Consider the following 21,884-nt stretch of genomic DNA (forward strand, 5'->3'; position numbering starts at 1 on the left):
AGCTGATAGAAACAGAAGCCACTGGAGCACCTCAAAAACACCATCATACACTAAATCAGTAAGTTGGCAGCATCACCCTCTCTTTAAGCCATCTTAAATGACTCTGAGGTGTCTGTTAAACCCGTGGCGATTCAACTCATTAATTATTCTTCACCAATATCTTTATAGAATGCTATTTCCTTATATTCCGCATTAGGTATACGTAGGAAAACAAAACAACGTTTTATATAATAACGATTAATGACGTTAGCAAAACCGTTCATATACTAAAATGGTCCATCTCAATGAATTTTGCATAGGGTCTATTGATTAGGCTGTTTTTTCTACAAGCAACAAGAAAGAATAGATATTACTAATTTTGTAATGTTATTATTTTTAACGAACTAATTATCGCTCTAATTTTTTTTCGTGAGTAACGCTTTTAAATTGAAGTGCTAGTTTGTTTAGTGTATTACTATTTTTTAACCATATAGCTCATTACAATATGCTTAGAAAGCAATAGAACAGATTGAGTTGGCACTGAAATAGGCTAAAACCGACATACGTATCGGGGAAGAGAACAGAATTTTGTGAGGCGGCGTGAGGAATGAGGGCGTAGAAGATTATGATTAAGAAAACATTATGCAGCTTATTGCTGGCCGTACTTTGTGGCGGCATGGTTGGCCCCGCAGTGAGTGCGGAGAATGACCATCGGTATATTAGTATTCGTAATACGGATAGCAGTTGGGTGCAGGGCGTGTGTTCTTTGGTATTCCGGCTGGGTAACCGCGGTGATGGGACATTCAATAACCTGACAGTCAGCTTACAATTAACTGATAAATCGGGAGCCGTTCTGGAAAAAGGAACTCTTGATGTTCAGCCGTTTGGCGATAGCAGTGCAACTCGCTCAACCCTTTCGGCAACTGAATTCAGCTGTGATGCGGTTGAAAATACAGCCAACATCGTGATTACCCACGTTGAGGAAACGTCTTCGGATGGTTCAGTCCATGCTCTGCCACTGTCGATGTTTGATCCGCAATATTATCAACCATTAAAAATGAGCGTACAAAAAAGCGGATAGCTTTAGCTGCCTTCTATGGGGATGATAGATATACATCCCCATTACGACGAAATAAGCGTTTATGCTTTGTTGATTAAATCGATAATACGATCGCCTTCTGTATCTTCTTGCGCAACTCGGCTAAAGATGCTGCCATCGTTTTGTGTACCCACCTTGATAGGTTCCTTGCAATCTTTGTGGAAGATTCTTTTCCCTTTTTTTGTGACAACCACACCTGACATATCGCCGTGCTGCTCTTTATCGTAAACAATATATTCATAGGGGCCTTTGACGACACGTATCCAGTAAAGCGAGCCACCGGCGATCATCTGAGAATTATAGTAGGCGTTAACCCCCGGTTGATTAGTGACAAGATTCAGCTCAGCAGTCGGAGCAGACTGGGTTCCCAGGGCATATCCCGCGCTATCCTGCGCAATAAAGGCGCTGGCGTATTTATTATTGGTGAGCAGGCATTCCAGCGTTAATTGTTCCTGATCCTCCGCACTGTAAGACGCAGCTAAAGCTGTCTGGCTGAGTGACATACAGACAATGGTCAACGCTGCAATTCGTAGAGTTAATTTCACGTTCCTTACTCCTTTATAAACTGACATGTTTAAGATTAGTGGCCGTTCTTTACTTGTTTGCAGGTATCCAGCCAGCCAGCTGTATCAATTTTGCCGTTCGCTAGGTATTTTTGCTGATTCTGCCAATGAGCAGCGAGGAACGGCTTAAGACCGGAAAGACGTTTATTCAGCGTCAGCATCTGATTGAACACGTTCACTTCGCCTTTTAGCCCTGCTTGCCCATACAGGGTGCCGGAATCCACCAGACTGCTGGCGTAGTAGCTCGTTAGCTGCTGTAGACGATCGGTTTGTTCCGCCAGCTTATTTTTGCGGATGGCACAGTTGGCATCGCTGCTGTCTTTATCTTTGCACAGCAGCTCATAATTGTGATTGAGGAAGTCAAGGAAACGACCATCATCCTGTAATTTGGTACAGAGAAAAGAGCCCAGATTCAGGCTGGCGCGGATAGACTGTGCTCTTTCTTCTTGCTGCTGCTGGTTGCTGGCACGAAGTTGGTTTTCCAGATCTTTCAGCTTTTTCTTCAGCTCGCCGTCTTCAACGCCAGAAGCCAGGCTACCTAACGCTTTCGCCGTATCATTGGACCCGGATTTGCTGCTCTCTGCGCCCGTTTTATCATCACCGAGAGTCGACCAGTTTTTCTCAAGAAGTTTGACCCGGTCCGTTGAGGTAATTGCCTGGGAAACCAGCACCAACCGCAGGCCCATTGTTTTACTGGTAAAAGGCTGGGCATTATCGTAATAGTTAATTTCTTTACGGCTAGCGCTGCGGATATCCGACTCACTGGACATCACGCTGCCGCCACGCACCACAAAACCGCCAGCCTGGCCATGCAATCGATTAATTTTATTGAGGTAGAAGGGGGTAAACATCATCTCAGAGACGTTGCCTAACATATCGTACAGGCCGAGCGGGTTAGGATTTAACAGACCGATGAGCTGAAGTTTCCCGTTTGAGGACTGCGAACCGGAATACCACTCATAATTTTTGATGTCGTCCATCGGATAACGGGAATCACGAAACTGTGCGGTATCCACTTTCAGACCGCCGCGCGCGGCAAACTCCCACTCTACTTCGGTGGGCAGTCGTAAAAAACCTGGCTTGTTATCTTCTTTCGGCAGCTTGTCGAGCGCGTTTGCGCGTAACCACTGGTTATATTTATCGGAGAAATTAACGGCCTCAAACCAACTGATGCTGGTTTGAGGGAGGCTAAGTTTACGCGATGGTGTCGGGCAAGTATCGGAAGTTAATGCCTGATATTGCAATGCCGTCAGCTCATATTTCGCCATTAAATAATAACGGCCTTTATTTTGGGGCGTTTCAGTAAAGCTACCGGCGATAAACGTGGGATAACTGTGTTCCACAAAGCCCCATTCACCGCCATCTTCCCCTAAGGTGATGGGAATATCATCCAGAGGACCGGCTACTGGAATTTCTACCCGACGAAATACCATCGAACCTTCGCAGGGCATAGGCAAAATCACGTCATCGCTATCCGGCTTCGGATTATAGGTTTTCTCTGCCCACGGTTCTGCCAGCGCGGGGGAGATCTTCACCAGCAGGGCTAGCGCCAGGCAGCGCGATAATGTGGAAGGAGTAAAGGCCATGAACGATCTCCGCTAAAATAGATGCTTAGGGCAAATTAAAAAAATAAGGGTTATGCCTCGCGCAGGCTCTGCGCAGGTTCAATATGGATCGCGCGCCAGGCACCGATACCGGCAACCAGCGTCGCCACAACCAGCGTCAGTAAGAGGGCGATAAGGCCGTGTAAGGGCGTTATCTTGCAAATCATCTGACCGGTGGCCTGGCTTGTGGACAGCGCCCGGTTAAATATCTGGCTGGCTAAAAAATAGATGCCAAAACCGCCTATATAGGCCATCAGGCTGAGCAAAGTGCCCTGACTAATGACGTAAACGCCTACGGCTGGTCGCGTGAAGCCCAGCAGACGAAGTACAGCAATATGCTTACGTTTACGATCGACATTGGCGATAAACGAGCCGATTAACGAGGCGATACAGCCAATGAGCGCGGTGATGGCGATCGTGTTAAAGATGATGCTCAACACACGGTTAATGCTTTTTACATTCTCAATATCCGCCAGCCGACTGGTAGTTTCGATGTGTTGGGCGCGCAAATCGCGTTCAAGGCTGGCGACATGGTCAATATCGCGTGCGTACAACCTTGCGCGGGCGTAGCGCGGCGCGTTACCGTTAAGCTGAGCGCCGCTGGCGACCCCTAACGCTGTTACCGCATAGCCATCGCGAAAATGTTCAAGAGCCATTAATAACGCGGGGCGGGTAAAGATAGCGGGGCGATTAAAATAGGTGGCTGGCAAAATCCCCACCACGGTCACGCGCTTACGTCCCCATTCGCGGCGTTCATCGAGCATACGACTCACGCGTAGCGTGAGCGTATCACCGGTTTTCACCGCCAGCTTGCGTGCCGCTTCCTGAGTAATAACAACTTCATGGTCATGATGGAGCACCTGCGTGCCGAGCAAAGGATCGCCAGCCTCTGTCGGAATGACTTCCGCATTTTCAATAAAATGTGTGCTGTCCGTCTGCAAGTCAGTCAGCGTATTGAGCGAGCGCGTTTGCCCGATGGCGAAGCCGACATCAGGCCGCTGCCGTAGCTGCGTGATCCAGTGCTGATCGTAGCTTCCGCTGCTCAACATGCGGATCTCCAGATTGCGGGGATCGTTGGCCAGATCGTTTTGTAACTGGTTCACAATGCCAAAGCGCAGGCCAAAAAGGAGCAGTAAAGGGGCGATGACCGCAACAAGAGAGGAGACGATGCAAAAAGAGATGATGCGATCGTGCCACAGGTCTTGCATTGCAAGGCGACCGAGCAGTCTTGCACGATTAAAGGACAAAGTAAGTACCTCCCCGTTCGCTCTGTGATGACGCCGTCAGCGATTCTGGCTGCGCAGCTAAACAGGGTAAATTGAAGTGTTTGACCAGAGGCCAGTCATGGCAAACGACCAGCGCCATCATGTCTTCCTGACGGACTAGTTCGATAAACAGGCTAAATAATTTCTGGGCATTGTAGGGATCGAGCGCCGCCGTCGGTTCATCTGCCAGTACCAGCGCCGGGCGATGTAATATCGCGCGCGCAAAAGCGGTGCGCTGCCGTTCGCCAAAGGAGAGCTGGGTAGGATATTTTGCCAGTAGTGGCGACAGTTTTAGCGTGTCGATGACCCTATCCAGCATGGTGCTGTCAGGGCGGGCTCCCAGCAGCTGGCACGGCAAGAGAATATTATCTTTGACGTTCAGGTAGGGAAGGAGGCCACCGTTTTGTAATACAAAGCCAAGTTCGCGTGCCCGAATCGCAGCGAGTGTATTATGTCGCTCGCCCAGAAGCAACGCGGCAATATCCTGCTGCTGTGCCCCTTTGCTGAGCGTGAAACGCCCAATTTTGCTGGGATGCAACACTAAACCAATGGCTTCCAGAAGCGTGCTTTTACCGCAGCCGCTTTCACCCGTTACCGCCACCACCTCGCCTGGCCGCAGCGAAAGCTGCGGCAGGTAAACACGGTGAGCCTGATGATCCTGACCACGAACCACGCACAAGTCTTCAATGTGCAGCATCAGGGCATCATTTCCAGTGGGATGGGATACACGCGATCGCGCGGATCGCTACCTTGCGCTAGCTCGACCCAACGGTCGACATCTGCATTATATTTTTGATAGTGACGCAGCTTGGATGACAGTGTGCGGATAAATTTCTCCTGTGACAGCCCATCCCAGCTTTTCCACGTTTCTTCATCGAGATTCAGCACATCGCTTTTGTAGGGAAGATCGGCCAGATACTCGCCCAGCACGCCAAGATCGCCGATGCTCGCGCTGTCTTGCTGTTTCAACTGGTTAGGATCGGTCCCCATTGTTGCCGCAACGGTGCGCAGTTGTTCAAACATCTTAGTGGGCGAGATCATCCCTTCATTAGCGGCTTTCAGAATCTGGCTGACGGCATCGCTTAAATCGCTCAGCTGTCCCTTGGTTAAGAGCACGCGAACATCTGTTGTGGGGATGTTCTGCTTAATCAGATCGCGATCGCTAATCCAGGCCTGGAACACCAACGGGGCTTGGGTGCTGTTGCGTTTGCCCAAATAGGCTAACTGCATCGCATGCCCGATTAACGCCGTATCCTGGAGCAATTTCTGCTCCGCCGTGAGCTTTTGCCCCTCATCTTTGGCATACAGCGCGCTGCCAATGGCGGCATCCCCCATATAGGCGGCTTTCACCTGTTCCGTAATGGCTGACGCCAGGGCATCAACCTGCTGACCGAACATTTTGATATCGCCTGCATTCACCGCCTGATAAAGGTTAGATTGCGTGCTATCAAAATTGGATAGATCGCGGTACTGGCCCTCGGCTTTGGTATGGTTTGCTTTGCCGCTGGCGGTTTTCAGGTGCAACGTATAAATAGCAATGCCGCGGTTACCGGCTTCCAGACGGAGCTGGCTGGCATCAAGGCCGGTTCCTGAAAGTTTATTGCTGCCCTCAATCGCGCCAGCATCGGTAATCAGCACCATATAGCGGGCGCCGAATGGACTCCAGTCAATGTCATCAATAGCTGATAACACGCCGGAATAGGCATCCTCGTCGTATAAAGAGCTTGAGACCTTCGCTTCTTTAAGATCGGCGACTTTCTGCAGAAAATCCGCGCCGTCCTTGACCTGGTTAGGGTCGGCGAAAATGCGGGTGTTATATTCAAGTCCCGGTACGGCTTTGGTATTTGAACGATAAGAGACCAAACCAAACTTGACCTGCCCATCCAGATGCTCTTGTTTAATTTTGTCGTAGATCTTATTGACCGCCTCTTTAGTGCGCTCAATATACGGCCCCATTGAAATGGTTGAATCGATAACGAACACCACCGAAGCGTTAAAGCCTTTCAACTGGTTTACGTCGTTATCTTGTTTTGCCGCTGCGTTATCATCCGCCTTGCTGACGGAGGCCACGTTGAGCAGGCGCGTATAGAAGCCATCTTCGGTCATGACCTCTTCGCCGCTCAGGATTGGCAGCAGATAAAATTGCTTTTGCAGATCGACAAAATATTCCGGCTCCTGGGCCTGAATACCTTCAGCGTGGCCGTCACGCTTCAATTTGGCGCGCAGCGGCGCCACCAGAGAGACAGGATCGGGGGCAGAAAGAATGTTATCCAGACTTTCTTTCTCTTTGAAAAAGAGTAACCGATCGCGGTTGGCCGGGTTGGTAAACGCCAGCGTCAGCTGCATTTTCCAGTCTACGGTACAGGATTTCGGCAACCAGCCAAGGGTTTTGCCATAGCTATCCGGCCCGACTTTAAGCCAGCTTTGCCCCTTAGCCTCTTCCTTTTGATAAACATAAAGGCTGCTAAAGGCAGGCTGAAGCTGCCCATTTTCATCCCCGGCGTTGTCGCTAAGCTTACAGCCTGGCGTCGTCAGGATGCGCTGGTATAGCGTTTTCTTCCCTTCCTGAAGCAGCGGTTTATCGCCCTCGGCGGCAAAGAGGTGCCCGCTGAACAACAGGCCGCATAATGGCAGCGCCAGACGGCAAAAAAAAGTCCGGGTCATTTTGCTAGCTCCTCAAGGCGCTGCTTAGCCGTTTGGTTCTCGGGTTCTGATTGCAGTACCGTTTCGTACCAATAGGCCGCGGTATCTTTATCCGCCTCTTTGAAACATTCGCTTGCCTGATGGTATTTCGGATCGTACTCACCGGCGTAAATCAGGGCGATTTTGGTATCGCCGCCCTGCGCGCGATTTGCGTACAGGCGCTGGGCGACGCCGCATTTCTTCGCCTCTTTCGCTGACTGGATAATGGCCAGCAGTTTATCGCTATCGAGTTTTTCCTGAACGCACGTCTGCACGAATTCAAGCTCGCTCAGCGTGTCTAAACTCTGTGCGGAACAGCCAGCCGGGGCTTTAGGCTCGGTGTTCGTCGCTTCAGGGGCGGCGGCGGCGGGGGCTTGCTGAGCTTGTACCGCCGGGACCACCTCCTGACCTTTGTCCCGGCCCATGAACCACCAAAGCGCGCCAGCAATCACCACTAAAAGCAGGATGGCAGCGATGATGAGCGGGAGGCGGGAAGCCGCAGGTTTTTGTTGCGGCTGCGGCTCGGCATGAATGGTCGGCGCAATGGTTTCAGATTCTGCGACGGGCGCTTCTACGATGGCCGCTGGTGCGGAGTCGGTTTCTGGGGTTGCCAGCATACTGCTGCTGCTGTAATTACCCGTCGCGCCCCTGGCTTCAGAAGAGAGCAACTCATCACGCACCAATTGGAGGGTGGTATTGCGCACTTCTCCTGAAGCCAGCTTGATCTGAATCTGGACCTGGCTTGCGTTTGCCAGCAAAGGGTCAAGTAGAGTAGGGCCGATACGAAAGCCGCTGCCGTTGGCCAGGGAGTAACCGCCGTTGACAGTAAACCAGTGCTGTGCAGGGCTCCAGCTGCCATCGGGCTGCAGATAGTTCTGCTCGTTATTACAAAGCGTAAAGGTCAGATCGGGCAGCACCGCAGTTTCGCCGCGCAGGCGAACCATCAATTGTGCGGTACCCGGCTCTGCCGGTTGGCAGGCGATGATTTTAGCTAGCATGGCATGTTCTCTTGTTTCAATTGGCTGATAATTTGACCAAGTTGGCGATTATGTTCGACGGAAATATCGCGCGTGGCGCTATGACCAGCGTTATCAAGTACGACGCTCATCAGGGCGGATAGCCAGTCTCCCAGATAAGAGACACCCGGCTGCGGCGCAACGGCGGCGAGCTGCGGCAGCTCGTCGTTCATCAGCGGTTTCTGGCGCAGGAAGACTTTATTTTTCTCGCCAACATAGCTGTTGGGCACCTTTTCAGGCGGTAGAGTGAGATAACCAAACCAGGCGATAAAATCACGCATAGTCAGTTGGGCGCGCAGAACCTGGCGTGCCATAAGATGTTCACGCCGCGTACCCGCTTGCTCCTGACCCGCCAGCGCGCGTTTCAGCGTGCCTTCCAGATCGAGGCGCGTGGCTGCGGTGATCAACTCTTCGCTGAGATGATTAATCAGTTCGCTGTTCATCCCCAACTGACGCCACTGCGGCGCTTGCTGCGGCAGTTCACGCAGATGCGCGACCCAGGCTTTAAACGCCTGATGGGCGAAATTATCGTCCTGGCCGACTCTTTCCTGGGCAGTTGACGCCGGCGCGTCAACCACGGCGGTTTCAGCCGGGGCGGCGGCGAAGGGATCGCTGCCAAACGGGTTATCACCGAAGGGGTTGCTGCCAAATGGGCTGGCGGTAAACGCGTTTGCCGCTGGGCTGTCGCCATCGCTTGACGGTTCCGGGTTGCGGTCGCGAATGCTTAAATAGATGTTATTAAGCTCCTGCGTCGGCAGATCCAGACGATTAATTAGCTCTCCCATACTGTGGGAACAGGCGGACAGCCCCTGCCATAGCTCTTTCGCAATGGCCTGCTTTTTCACGAGCTGCCCGTCGCCGTCTTTTTCGTACCAGCGGCCCAGGCGGCGATCGCCGGTCTCCTCGCGACACTGCTCAAGCTGTTGCTGCAAACGCGCCAGCTTAAATTCCAGATGCGCGACGCCGCGCAGCGCTTTGGTTAAGCGTCCCATACCGCCATCGTTGAGTTCGAGCATCGCGTGCCAGGCTTTGCTCGGCTCGGTGATGTGTTGCAGCACGTTTTTAGCGCTGATGAAGGTGCTGCCCATTTCGTCGAGCTTCTGGCGATAGCGCTCGGTGATGCACGCTTCCTTGTTTCGCTCCTGGTCTGTACCGTCTTTTAGGTCGATGAACGGGTTATCCAGCCCCGGTTTTCGCACCAGGAAACAGTTATTAAACGCCTGGCCGGGCGCCCATTGCTGCAGCCAATCATATTGGGCGAAACGCTCCAGCAAGGTCATGTGCAGCATACCTTCCCAGCCTTCTTTTAACTGTTCGGTGGTGAGTTGCAGACTGCTGTTGATGCGCATATCGCACATGGTGATGGCCCAGAACAGCCCAGGGTTACGGCCCTGACGTTCTTCGGCGCTTTTACCCTGCGTTTTTTCTACCCAGCGGTTTAATACCGGACCAACGTCAGCAACATCGCTCTGTTTGGCGGAGCTGGCGCACACGACCAGCGCGTTCATCTCCTGATTATCGGTGTAACGCTCAAACAGATAGGCGACTTTACCGCGCAGCAGAAGCTGGCAAATGGGATTAAGCCCCTCTCTACCGGCCTCTTCCAGCGCGGTAATTTTAAGACGCCCGCGATACCCAGGGAAATCGAGCAGATCGACCTGCTCCACGACGCTGTCGGCTTCGACTTCCGCTAACGGGAAGATAAGCTCGGTGGTTAACGCCGCCAGTTCCGCCTGGGTTAAGCTGGCGCTGCCGATTTGCTGCTCCTCTTTCCAGTAGCGGATCTCCACGTGGCGATCCTGGCTGGAGCCTAACCGGTTAAGGCTGTCGACGTTCATAATGCTGCCGTTACTGTGATCGATCAGCGTCTCCAGCGGGGCGAACACCGTCCGGGCATGATTGAGTTTGGTCAGTACATTGGCTAATGAACGATAGGTCTCGGTGAGGGCCGGCAGTTCTCCCCACAATAAAGAAAATAGCTCTGCGCGTTCGCCTGGACTCAGCGCAGGGGCAATTTTCAACACCTGCGGCCAATAGGCGTGTTCAAGTTTTTCAACCGATTTTCTGAACGAGGCGTTTAGGTAATCCCATAAGGCAACCACATCTTCCTGGCTCACGCCGTTATAGCTTTTTGCTTGTGTGGCGCGTTGCAGGAAGGGGCGCAGTCGCTCTTCAACCCTGGCTTCATCAAGCTGAAAGCTCAACTGCTCGTGGTTGAAATCATTAAACCAGGCGTTTGCCAGAATTTTTGCCAGATCGATTTCACTGAACAGGCGCAGAGGCACAGGGTAGCCCGCGGGCGCGGCGGGGGCCTGGCGGGTGAAGCGGGTGACCAGGCCGGTGGCCTCTTTACCGCCGCCGACGGGATTCACTTCTTTGATAAAGTCGACGCGCCGTTCGCCATAAAGGGCTTCCAGTGAACCGTTGCTGCCCGCTGCCAGCGCGGAAATCAGATAGGATTTCCCGGCCTGAGAAATGCCGAAAAAGCCGACGGTCATTGGCGTTCTGGCGACCAGCTTCAGGCTGTTGGCCTGGTTACGCGTGCGGAGCAAGCTCAGGTTGAGTTTATCCGCCTCGTTGTCGAGGCGACGTGAACCGGTACGCACCGCATCGACCCAGCCAAGCGCGTCGTGACAGCCCTGAGCGATAGCTGCCCAACCCTGAGTGAGAGATTTTTGATCGCTATTCATTATTTTTTAACGCTCCCGCTATCGAGCCAGTGTCGGCTATCAATGAGCCCCGTATCGGGCATGGTATTGAGTTCCAGATCTACATCACGCTTGCTGAATGACTTATCGGTGTTGCTGGTGATATCCGCAATCATCAGCCGATCGCTGATTAAGCCCAGTTGGCGCGCCCGTTTGCCTTTGTCGATAGCCAGTCTCACTTTCAGATACGGTGAACCGTTATCCACGGAGAGGGCGGCGGAAAACTTCTTACGGCCTTCTTCGCTAAAACGTAAGGTATAAAGCGGCGCGGCGGCCCAACGTTCGGCATCCAGTTGACGATAACCCAGCCGCAAATCGCCACGCATGATGATACTTTGCGTGGTGTTCTCGCCATTTTCGTCGGTGAATGTCGGCAGTTTTATCTGCCCGTTCTCCGATTCGATATGGCGATAAACGATATCGGCGCTGCGAATCAGGTTATCCATATCAATGGTGCCAATATGGCGAATCGTTGAGTAAGGCTTTAGCGCCGAGGTACGGAAATGGAAGTTAGGAATGCTGTGGTTTGCGCACAGCTGTGTGAGCATCGCGCCAACGGAGGCGGTGCTCTTCGGATCGTCGATATGGCCGTTTTTATGGAACGGATACCAGGTACCGGTCTGATAACCGTGCAGCGGTAAAATACGCCCCGGCGGCAACGGCAGGTTGCGACGGATAATTGCCTGAATGCCCGGCAGCTGTGAAGGGCGGCCCGTCAGCAGTAGCAGGTCGCAATGATAATAGCTCAGCACTTCGCACAGCGCGGTTAGCACTTTATCAATGTTGAACTTACCCGAGCACAGATCGTTATGCACTCTGGCGAGCGGCAGAGTAAGCATGACCTCCGCCAGTTTGAAATCGGTCGGGCCGCCGGCTTTCTGTACTTCGCGGCGAACAAAGCTCTCGACTTCATCACGCAGAGAACCTACCGGCAGCAGATCGCCGACACGTTGGTTAATCACGATATGCGTTTGTTCGTCCAGCGGATCGAACTGCTCGTATTTACCCAGAATGTGCAACGCTAGGGGAACGAAGAGTTGCAGGGTGAGCTGCTGACGCAGCACGGATTCCGCCGCGCTAATATTTTGCGAGCCGCACAGTTGAGACATCAGCGTCTCAACGGATATGACCCCCGTTTCACGCAGCGCCTGCTCAAAGGCTGGAAGCACATAGGACTGGATGACATCCAGCAGAATATCGTCGCCGGCAATTTTAAAACTGTCGCGGAAACGCTGGTGCGGGATGATATGGACGTTAGCGCCGCCTCCGCTATGACCATTGCGATCGAGATGATAATCGGTGATGACCAGATCGGTGGTGCCGCCGCCGATATCGATAGACGCGATGGATATGCTTTCACGTTGCGTGCTGTCGGGTCGGCTAAGGGCGTCGAAAAACGACTCCGGGTGACCGGCAAAGTTTTGGTTAATCTCGGTATAGAGATAAACCAACTGCGCGCAGGACGCTTCATCCCACTCGACCCTGATTTTCGGCAGCGGTATTTTAATGTTTGTCTGACTATGATCTTCTTGCTCATCCTCGTAAGGATCGTTTTCGCCGTTGTGCCAGCGTAGCGCTTTCCAGACTAAACCGACCGCCTGACGCATACGGTCATCCAGTACGCAACGTTCAGCCATCGGCATACCGGGCGGCACGGTCAGAATAATATGGCGTAGCTGACGCGGAATACCTGCGTGTCCCTGACGTATGCGCTGTTCCGGGCTATTAATCTGACTAATCGCCTGGGTTAATACTTCCGCGAGCATAAAGGTCATCAGCGAACTGCGGGAATAGCGCGGCGTAAAGACCGGGATGCGATCCATCTCATCTTCGATGGTGTGTAACGCCTCGCCCCGTTCATCGATCAGATTCGCGAACGGCGCAGCGGTGGCGAGCGGATTGCTGTCCTGCACGTAGCTACCGTTAAATCGCCAGCCCTGACCGTAATATTTTTCATCCCAAAGATAACGTTTAGGACTGGAGAGACCGGTTGAACCTTCGCTGCCTTTTCGGCGCGCCGCTAAACGACCCGCTTCTCCGCCAATACGGGCGATCGTCGGCCACTGGAAGGCATCGTGGCGGCCGCTACGCACCGAGCAGTGATCTTTGCCGAAGAAGGCCTGTGAAAATTCGACCCGGCTTTCAAAGGGTTCGGTATAAACATGTTCCGGCGCGCTAAGATCGCGCAATTTGAGCACATAGTTGTGCTGCATACCTGAACCCGATTGCCCATGATCTTCAATGAGAATACCGCAGGTGCGTGAGTTGCCGACATCGAGGATCAAATCCACGGGAATAGGCTTGATAGCGTTAGTTTCCCGATTGGCGATGACCCTGAACTGCGGCAGTTCAATGATGGGGGCGGTCTGACTTTGCAAACCTTCGACGGGAATCGCCATCAGTGAAAGAAGGTTAAGGTAGTGCGCCAGCGGATACTGCTGGTTAAGCTCCTGCTCGCGTTCGTCGATATCCCGGCCTTTGCTCGCCTCTTTAAATACCTCTTTCAGCCAGTCGACAATCCACTCTTGCGTGAGATACCAGTTGAGGGCATAGGTGGCTGTCGCTACCGCAAAGGTCGCCCCGGCATTGACATCTTCCTGGTTCGGGCTGAGGTCGGCGGCGGCCTGCTGTTTGGCCATCACGCGCGTATCGATAGCCAACGTCATTCGGTGGCTATGCCCGTCCATATCCGGCTCGTCCAGCTTGACGATACGAAAACGCGCCCAGTTTAGCGGCCCTTCCTGATAGACGTCAGGCGGGCTGAAACGGAGTAGGGGAAGCGGCAACCATGTTCCGTCAAACAGCTTAAGACTCTGCTCAACGGGAATATCGTACTGGCTTTTAGCCTTCTCGATATTTTCCGGGCTGGGCTGATAAAAATAGTAATCGCGCTGCTCGTTGTAGATTAAACGGGTCAGTACGCCATTGGCTAATTTAACAAATTCACCGGCGGGCAAACGTCCGGGAGACAAACCAAAATCCATAAACTGGATCCCGGAGTCACCTACCAGGGTTACTTGACGATCAAAAGATACAATCTCGGGCAACATAGTTATCTCGTCCCTGTTCAGGAATTAGGTTGAAGCATACGAATCGGGAAGGTTTTTTCCCCATCGTTGCTGCCAATACAATCGGCATGACCCGCGGAAGGTGATTTGCACTCGATGGTCGGCACAATAAAGTTGGAGCCATCGCTGCAGGTCATTTGCTCAGGGTTGGTAATGTTGAGCGCCCCCTGCTGCACGTTACCGCTGGCAGGACCACGGCACGTTACGCCGCTGGACTGGCGGACGCTGACGGTGCCGTTGCCCTGGTCAAAGTTATATTGCAGCTGGAGCGGGCGTCCGGTGTGCTTGTCCTGGATACCGCCATTCACGCGCCATTCGCCGTTAAGAAATTGCGCCGGGCCGTCTGGTAGGGTGGCCGGGAGGGTTAACGGTTCGCCCTGCGGCGCAACGAGCGGCGGGGCGGTTACCGGCGTCACGCCCGGAGGCGTCTGCTCGTCGTGGGTATCCGGCACGCCGGGCGGCAGCGGAGGTTCTACGCTGGCTTCATTCGCGCCAGCCTGCGGCGGCGTCGCATCGCCTTCTACTGCGCTGTCAGATGCGTCGGCAGGCATCGCGGGCACCGTTGAATCCAGTGCAGGATGCGCGTCCGCTGTTGACCCTTCCACGATGCCGGGTACGACGCGAGCGCCAACGGTGGTTTCTGACCCTCTGAGCGCCACGTCATGGTTGCTGGTGGCCGGGTGCGCAACCACAGGCTCCGCGGTGATCGTGGTGTTATCCGCAGAAAGACCAGGGTGGCCCGGCAGGGAAAGAGAAGGAGCGCAGCCGCGGAGCAGCCCTAACAGCAGCGCCAGCAGCAGTAACGCCAAAAGTAGCCATAGCAACCAACGCCAGCGCCAGCGACGCGTTCGAACATCAACAAAGGGCGCGGGAGCGGGTTCGACGGTTTTTTCCGTGGCGCTGGCCTGCGGCGGAACGGCCGCGAGGGCGGCGGCGGGAACGGACGATGAACTCAGCCAATGCATCGGGTGACGTTGTTCCCCTTCCGGGTGGACAAACCCCCAAAAGGTGATCACCAGCGTTCCATTAACGAGATAGACAAACTCATAATCGGGGAAATGGGTCACAGATTTAAGCAACTGGGCAAAGACCCGACGATCGCCGCCGGTTCCGCTTTGCTCCGCGTTGAGCAACTGTTCGCTTAGTGACTGCACTGCCATTTGAAACGCATTAAATTGCTGGCGCGCCGATTCTCGCTCCGCTTCGCTTGCGCCGCTCCACGGGATAACATCGCCGGGAAAACTGCTGTACCAGTCGGTTCTGTCACCGCCCTGATCGTTTTGCGGGATAGCCAGATGACGGGCCAGATCGCGCCCTGCATCAAGACGATAGATGGCTTCGCGTAGCTGGAAGGCCATCTTGAAAACAGGATAGCCCGTTTCACCCAGCGCCTTGAATGAAGAGTTATTTCCGGTACGAAGTAGTGGTCCCTGAATCGAATTTCGCATTATCTAACCCTTAAAGGCTGTAATTTGACTAAAGCCACAGTGGTACAGGCTAATTTTTGGTCGCGCCGGGCGTCCATTTGAAACCCCAGCCATAGTGCTTATCCATCGACTCGCGGTCGGGGAAGAAACGGTCAAGGCGTTCAACCTGAATATTGCCATCGACATTTTTGAGCCTGGCGATGGCGGCGACATTATTACGCTGGTCACTATCCGTGAGCATGGATGTAATCGGCTGCTGTTCGGGGACATAGAGGGTGACGGAGGCGTTTGTCCCTTGCCAGTTATCGGTGCCAGCGTAAATGAAGCTATAAATCAACACCTCATCAATGTCCTGCCAGTGGCTGCCGTTGACGAAAAGCCATTCGCCATCCACGTCATTGCCTTCACGCAGATCTTCCTGCAGCAGCAGATACGGTGGCTGGTCATAGTTGCCGGGCAAATGACTCAGCGCCTCAGCGCCGCTGATTTCACCGTTTTTTAAGCGCACAAAGGCGGCAATATCGAGATCGACAGGCTCTTTGTGGTCCCCCTGCTTCCACTGCAGATTGATTTTTATCCGGCCAAAATCCTGACGTTTCTCAAGCTTCACGCTGGGATTGGTGTCAGTTAATTCGGTATGGGTTGGTGTAACAACGGGGAGCTTCACGGCCGGGCGATGTGTAAACCACCACCAGACACCGACGAGCAGGAGCAGCAGTAGCAATAATGCCAGCCAAGGAAGAAAACCGCGCCACCAGGGGATAACCACTACTGTATGGAGGGGGGCCGCTGTGCTGGCTGTGGCCCAATTGACCAACACCGGTTCACCGCCGACGCTATAGCCGTCGAGGTGGTGTGATTGGGTGAGCAGCGTTTGCAACGCATGTGCTGACTTATCTTCGCCGCGCGCGGCCAGCTGGCTGATTAACCCCGCCAGAATGTCCTGATATTGCTGACGTTTATTCTCAACAGTCAGCCGTTCGGCGTCATTCAGTGCGGAAAAAGGTTTAGCCAGCCCCTGACGTGCTGTCCACCACTCCAGGCGTCCTTCAGCATTGCGACGCGCGGTGGCATACAGCAGCGCCAGTGAAGGAGGAAGATGACGATGTATGATACCGACCGTCTCTTCATAGGTTGTCAGCGTTGCTTCATCAATCGGCGCGGCAGTTGTTAATCGTTGCATAAGCAAATCATTATTGTTGTGGGTGATATGCATGAGATGTGTATCATCGCATCTCAGACAGCCGGAACGTTTTCTGCGCTTTTAGCGGAGCGTATTTGCTTCTTCGAGAACTTTAATTTTGTGCTTGGCTTCGGCGACCTTTTTCTCAATCGCTGAAATTTCGCTGGCGCTCGTTGCCGTTTGTGACTGGCGCTGCAGCTCCTGCAATTTGGCAATTTCCTGCTGGCGTTCGCGGCTTTGAATCTTGCTTGATTTCAGTTTTGCGAGAGTCTGCGACAGATCCGAACGCACGGCATTTAGCCTTGCTTGTTCATCTGCCAGCTTTTGATTTAAGGTCTGCTGTCTGTTTTGGGTATAATCCTGCTGTTGCCTGGCCGATTCATTTTGATATTGGCTCAGACGAACCTGCTGTTCTTTTTGATCAACCTGCTGACGATAACCACCCGACGTGGCGCAGCTCAGTTTGGTAATAAAGCTTGGATCTTGTGCGTGTAAATCACAGTCCTGGGGGGACGTAGTACAACCCGTAAGGACAAGGGCGGCAAGAAGTGCGTATTTTCTCATCAAATAATCCATCATTAGCGTCGAATAACGCTGCTTTAAGCAGTCTTAAACCGGCCGATAATGCTATCGGCCGAAAGGGTTAACCAAGGGAGATCGCCTGGCGCTGTTCATACAGCTCGTTGGTTTCTTGTTCCAGAGCAGCAATCTTGCTATTGAGATTGGCATATTCTTTGTTCAAATTTGCCAGCTTGCTTTTCTCTGCACTTGTGGTGGTCGTTTGACCTTGTAAAGCGACCTTATAGGCAGATTCTTTATCCTTCATGCCTTTCATGGTCTCTTTCATCTTGCTGATGTTGGCATCAATTTGCGCCAGCTGGGTTTTCGCACCGACTTTATCAAATCCAGCTTTATCTTTTTGGATGCTGATTTTGGTTAAGGTGGCCTGGTTTTCGCTAATAACTTGTTTCATCGCCAGCGTCGATTTTTCAACCGCTGCGGTATCTTTGCTGATGTCATTATCCATAGCCTGCAGACGATCGGCTGTAGAGGCATAATCTTTTTTCAGGCCATCAAGATAGTAGTTAGCGGTCATACCTGCAGCACAGCCAGCTGCGCCACCAATTGCAGCGCCGGCAAGCGCTTTCTTCGAGTCACCTGCTAACGCCCCTACTAACGCGCCGAGAGCTGCGCCGGATACGGCGCCTACGCCACAACCTTGTGCACCAGAAGCGCTAAAGAACTGTGATTGTTCTGTGGTGGTAAGGCGAGGATCCGGCTTTGTCCCAGACAGGAGAGAGCTTCCTGTATTGGCACAGCCTCCAAGTAACAATGCTGCGGAAATCACGATGCATGTGGTAGTTCGGTTAAATGTATTCACAATCTTTTTCCTTAAAAATAATTAAGTAACGACAAGCAAGCTGTATCAACTAAAAATTTAGAATTAGTAATGATTTTGTCCGACATTACTGATTATTGTATTAGTTATAAGATGTCAAAAGAGCTATTCAAAGAGTATTTAAATAATAAGCAATAAATTAATTGCAATGCGTTATTATGTGTTCGTAGGTATCCCGCACTGACAGCTTATGCAATTTTGTGTTTTCGTATCACTTTATGTTGGCCTTGCTGCTGAAACACATCTTTTTTAAAAATAATCGACATTTTCGAATTCGTAGGCCTTACCATGAAACATGGGAGGATATCTCCACATAAAACATACATTCCGTGAATGTATCTCAACGTCTGACATTTTTCCAGTGTGTACAATTAGGATGTTGATTCAACTGATTAATCTGTATTAAACACACTAAAGATCATGCCAGAAATGCCGATAAATCACAAGTATGCTGCCGTCTTTGCTTGTGATGTAGGTAGGGTTACAGTTCTTGTTTTCGCCGATGTAATCTGTATTTGATACCTTAATGTAGTTGTTTATTAGTTGCAGTGTTTTGTGTATGCGTGGAAGGATGAGTGTACGTAAAGTGGCAGGCGGGAATGTTAATGGAAACCTTGAAATATACTTTTGGGAGATAGGGGGGTTTTTAATTTAATATGCATGAAATTTTCATTTACTATCACCTTCTTGATTATATGTCCGTGATCTGATGCAAGTATCTATGAATCTAAAAAAGGGTGTAGTGAATTTTTTCTAACGGAATATACAATGTGGTTTTGTTCATCCATCAATGTTTGTTAAAATCATTTTATGAATCGATTCCGCGCACGATTAAATTGGAAGACTTTTTAGTACAGGGCTAGGATGTCAACGACGGGTGAAAAGTGATCCACTTACATCTCCACCTACATTCTAATATTGATCCACCGTTTTACTCAGGATTAGCTTCAGCGATAACTGTAGTGGTTTACAGAATTTTACCACCTGAACAAAGGTGATACGCTCATCTCAGAACAATACAGGCATCCCAATGAAAAAAAAGAAATTTCAGTGCTGAATTTAAATACGAATCCGCACAAATGGTCCTTGAGTAGAACTACACCATTGCAACTGCGGACAGTGCTATGGGGGTGGTTCTTTCTACCATGACGCGATGGGGAAAGCAGTTGCGAGATGACCGACAGGGCAAAATGAATTTCTGTTTAGTTACCTGAAAGCAGATAACCATGAGAGTTGCTCATTACCAGAGCCTGCTATGATCTCTGATTGTTTCATTTCAGCCTTGAAGGACACACTGGAAATCGTTCGGGCCTCGCAGGGCCGTGGATGTCAGAAACTGCAGCGCACTCATAACCCAAGTGTATCCAGAATGCATGATCATACTTAGCGACCAGAATTCACTTGCTGCTGCCGTGAGTAATAGCGTAACCAGTACGAGCATAATGGCCGACGTTATTCGCTCAACCCGGCGATATGACCACATTGCGGTATTAATGGGAAGACCCGCAAGCTCCTGATAATCTTGTTCATCCAGAAAACCATATAACTTACTTCTCCAGGTTATTCTGTTTTGTTCCAGCAGTGAAAGGGCATTCCGGTTGATATAGACCGACATCCCGTATGAGATGGCGATATACAGGGCCAGTGCACAAAATGCCAGAGCATACACTTTTTGCGGACCACTTGCCTTTAGGGCCTCCAGACTGTAGCGAAGGATCAGAGTGCTGATAACCAGGGCCATATCTTTCCACAACGTGGAAGACAGGTCACGCGACTGCTGCAGAATTTTTTGTGTGTCCTCTGTCAGACTTTTTCGCAAATCGCCCAGCGATTTCAGGGTGTCTTTTCCCCCTGTCCGGATATGGGCCTTGTAGAGAAGTCGGGCTGACTCCAGTGCCGGGGAGAGTCGATACACAATGCCTTCACAAAACGTAACGCCCTCAGGCCATTCTCTGGCCAGTTCACTGGACAAAAAGGTATGTTTAAGCTCGGTTTCGTTTCCTTCCAGAAAAATCCATTTTGCTGTTTCCTGAATGACGTCAAAGGCGGGCAGAGCCGCATGTTCTTCCCCGAAAGGGATTTTCCGCGGCGGTTTTCCTGACAGTCCGACCTTTTTTATTTCGGCAGCAAAAAGCTCATTGACGAAACATTTCAACAACTCCCGACAAGCGAGTGACTCCCAGAGTCTCATTGATTCGTCGATCACTGTATCGCCGGATATCAGGATCCAAGGTGCAATGGTATCTGGGGGAAGAAAGTCAGTTGAAAAACAACGGATAATGCTTTTTGTGACGGAGGCCGTCTGAGTTGGGACGTCGCTTTCACTCTCATCCGGGAGCATTTTTTTCCACGGCGCGACCTTCCATTGTTGTGTTTCAAATGCTTCGTTGATAAACAGGGCGTAGATGCGGTGATACTGACAGAGCCTGGGATCCTGGAGTAAAAACGAACGCCAACCTTCCAAGGTGAAGAGGCGCAAAATTCCGGGGAGTTCATCGCTGATGATGGTGATAAAGTGCTTCTGACCGGGGATACCTTGTGCGGGGTGGATATCATCTCGACTATCATCAACAAAGGTGATCCTGAGATTTTCGGCATCGGTATCCATTACTTCCCCCCATAACTGAAGGGTGTCATTATCCATGGTTCCAGAAATGAACAATTTCCGGGTGGTGGTTTGCTGATCTTCAGTGATCACCAGATCAGATGTGCGGCGTGAGCAGTCAATTGCCTTACCGATTTTTTCCAGTATCGATGTCATCTGTCACCAGCTCTGCAGTCACTATCACTATACGTTTTCGCCCGTCTTCCATCGTTTGGATATCCGGTGCATTATCCTCATCGTAGATAACAATAACATCTTCCAGAGTTACCAGTTTTCTTTTCCGTGGCTTAGGAATGTTCTCAGGGGTGATCCGGAAAGATTCACCTGAAATTCCCAGGTCTTTTATTTTACGGGTAAAGGATTTGACCAGCGGATGATCTTCTTCCATTGGTCCAAAAATCTGGTTAAGCAGGGAAAGGGGTTCATCGGTGTTAAAATCCTGCGCCCCGTGATGTAACGTTTCATAAATCTTGTTAACACCGCTGCGTCTGATGTCGTCCGGTAACAGGTCTCGATGCTTTTTGAAGACATCCTTGAGTGCGGCAACCAGTTTGTCGCTGAGATCGGTTGTACTGTTGACGCGCTGTACCTGTAAAAAACGCTCAAAATAAACGGAGATATTGGTTCGTTTGCTGCGATCCCGAACGACAACCCGCCCACCCTGAGCATCTGCCGTCAGGCGGACCAGAGCAATTTTCTGCATGGCTTCAGCTTTCTTGACGAAGCTTTCGCGGAAACGTTCGAGTCTGGGAACCTGAAACTCGTCTCCCTCCGCATCCAGCACGTAACGTACCACGTCCTCGTTATCATATTTAATGAGGGCAAACAGTTTTTCATCATTGAGGGTGTGAAGCTCAAAAAGAAAAAATACCCCCATGCTGGCATTTTTTGTGTGGTGATGAGACTGAAAATCGTTTGCCAGAAAGGTGGACTGTTCGGTGAAGCAACTAGCGTCGGTATCGGCATTGTTCCTTATGAGCCGCAGAATACGCTCGGTATTGGACAATTCCGTAAACCGGAACATGTTACCGCTTAATGCAGACTTAATCCGTTCCAGAAAAAAATCGACGTGTTCAGGTGGTGATATTTCGCTGAGCAGCACTGGGATCTCCAGTTCCCCACCAACGACATGAAAAATCATTCGTTTTATTGTCAGTGCATTAATTTCTTCATCCGTTAAAAAACTCATAGTGACACCCCGTTATTTCGTGTCTTATTTTATCGTTAATTGCTGTGACATGCTTTAAAGCGGGTAGTATAGGTAATCACCTGTACCTACGTAAAAT

General features: G+C 51.4%; 15 protein-coding genes. 1 reads left to right on the plus strand and 14 read right to left on the minus strand.

Annotation, left to right across the window (positions count from 1 at the left end; translation table 11 throughout):
- The first annotated feature begins 604 nt into the window (after nt 1-604).
- Entirely contained in the window at nt 605-1,060 is a 456-nt protein-coding gene (locus OGY19_RS04660) for an IrmA family protein (RefSeq protein WP_084832406.1), read from the plus strand.
- Nucleotides 1,061-1,119: 59 nt separating this feature from the next.
- Here the strand turns inward: OGY19_RS04660 and OGY19_RS04665 are convergent, their stop codons facing one another.
- The 14 genes from OGY19_RS04665 to OGY19_RS04730 form a co-directional block, all read right to left on the minus strand.
- The gene (locus OGY19_RS04665) at nt 1,120-1,623 is read right to left on the minus strand and encodes a hypothetical protein (RefSeq protein ID WP_040232055.1); all 504 of its coding nucleotides are present in this window, start codon (nt 1,621-1,623) and stop codon (nt 1,120-1,122) included.
- A 35-nt stretch (nt 1,624-1,658) separates the two neighbouring features.
- Entirely contained in the window at nt 1,659-3,227 is a 1,569-nt protein-coding gene (locus OGY19_RS04670) for a formylglycine-generating enzyme family protein (RefSeq protein WP_040232056.1), read from the minus strand.
- Nucleotides 3,228-3,277: 50 nt separating this feature from the next.
- Nucleotides 3,278-4,492 (minus strand): ABC transporter permease, encoded by a 1,215-nt coding sequence (locus OGY19_RS04675; protein ID WP_084832405.1) that lies wholly within the window; start codon nt 4,490-4,492, stop codon nt 3,278-3,280.
- Entirely contained in the window at nt 4,482-5,207 is a 726-nt protein-coding gene (locus OGY19_RS04680; protein ID WP_047358974.1) for an ABC transporter ATP-binding protein, read from the minus strand. The genes OGY19_RS04675 and OGY19_RS04680 overlap by 11 nt, the downstream gene beginning before the upstream one ends.
- Complete coding sequence (locus OGY19_RS04685; protein ID WP_040232062.1) at nt 5,207-7,174, minus strand: vWA domain-containing protein; 1,968 nt, start codon at nt 7,172-7,174, stop codon at nt 5,207-5,209. Before OGY19_RS04685 ends, OGY19_RS04680 begins: the two co-directional genes overlap by 1 nt.
- Nucleotides 7,171-8,190, minus strand: coding sequence for a hypothetical protein (locus OGY19_RS04690; protein ID WP_017901258.1), 1,020 nt, complete (start codon nt 8,188-8,190; stop codon nt 7,171-7,173). The genes OGY19_RS04685 and OGY19_RS04690 overlap by 4 nt, the downstream gene beginning before the upstream one ends.
- Nucleotides 8,184-10,898, minus strand: coding sequence for a putative virulence factor (locus OGY19_RS04695; RefSeq protein WP_055322300.1), 2,715 nt, complete (start codon nt 10,896-10,898; stop codon nt 8,184-8,186). Before OGY19_RS04695 ends, OGY19_RS04690 begins: the two co-directional genes overlap by 7 nt.
- Nucleotides 10,898-13,966 (minus strand): virulence factor SrfB, encoded by a 3,069-nt coding sequence (locus OGY19_RS04700; protein WP_055322299.1) that lies wholly within the window; start codon nt 13,964-13,966, stop codon nt 10,898-10,900. The genes OGY19_RS04695 and OGY19_RS04700 overlap by 1 nt, the downstream gene beginning before the upstream one ends.
- Before the next feature lie 17 nt (nt 13,967-13,983).
- A complete protein-coding gene (locus tag OGY19_RS04705) occupies nt 13,984-15,432 on the minus strand; it encodes an SrfA family protein (protein ID WP_055322298.1) in 1,449 nt (482 codons plus the stop codon).
- Nucleotides 15,433-15,481: 49 nt separating this feature from the next.
- Nucleotides 15,482-16,594, minus strand: a complete 1,113-nt coding sequence (locus OGY19_RS04710) for a tellurite resistance domain protein (protein WP_073970863.1) — start codon at nt 16,592-16,594, stop codon at nt 15,482-15,484.
- An 81-nt stretch (nt 16,595-16,675) separates the two neighbouring features.
- Nucleotides 16,676-17,158: a hypothetical protein gene (locus tag OGY19_RS04715; RefSeq protein ID WP_023288353.1), complete on the minus strand. Its 483-nt coding sequence runs from the start codon at nt 17,156-17,158 to the stop codon at nt 16,676-16,678.
- Nucleotides 17,159-17,237: 79 nt separating this feature from the next.
- A complete protein-coding gene (locus OGY19_RS04720) occupies nt 17,238-17,975 on the minus strand; it encodes a coiled-coil domain-containing protein (protein WP_040232073.1) in 738 nt (245 codons plus the stop codon).
- 1,294 nt (nt 17,976-19,269) lie between these two features.
- The gene (locus OGY19_RS04725; RefSeq protein ID WP_040232075.1) at nt 19,270-20,754 is read right to left on the minus strand and encodes a hypothetical protein; all 1,485 of its coding nucleotides are present in this window, start codon (nt 20,752-20,754) and stop codon (nt 19,270-19,272) included.
- Entirely contained in the window at nt 20,726-21,787 is a 1,062-nt protein-coding gene (locus OGY19_RS04730) for a nucleoid-associated protein (protein ID WP_055322232.1), read from the minus strand. Before OGY19_RS04730 ends, OGY19_RS04725 begins: the two co-directional genes overlap by 29 nt.
- Between the last annotated feature and the right edge of the window lie 97 nt (nt 21,788-21,884).

Origin of the sequence: Citrobacter sp. Cy070 (assembly GCF_030332245.1) — a bacterium.
Taxonomy (GTDB): Bacteria; Pseudomonadota; Gammaproteobacteria; order Enterobacterales; family Enterobacteriaceae; genus Citrobacter; species Citrobacter youngae.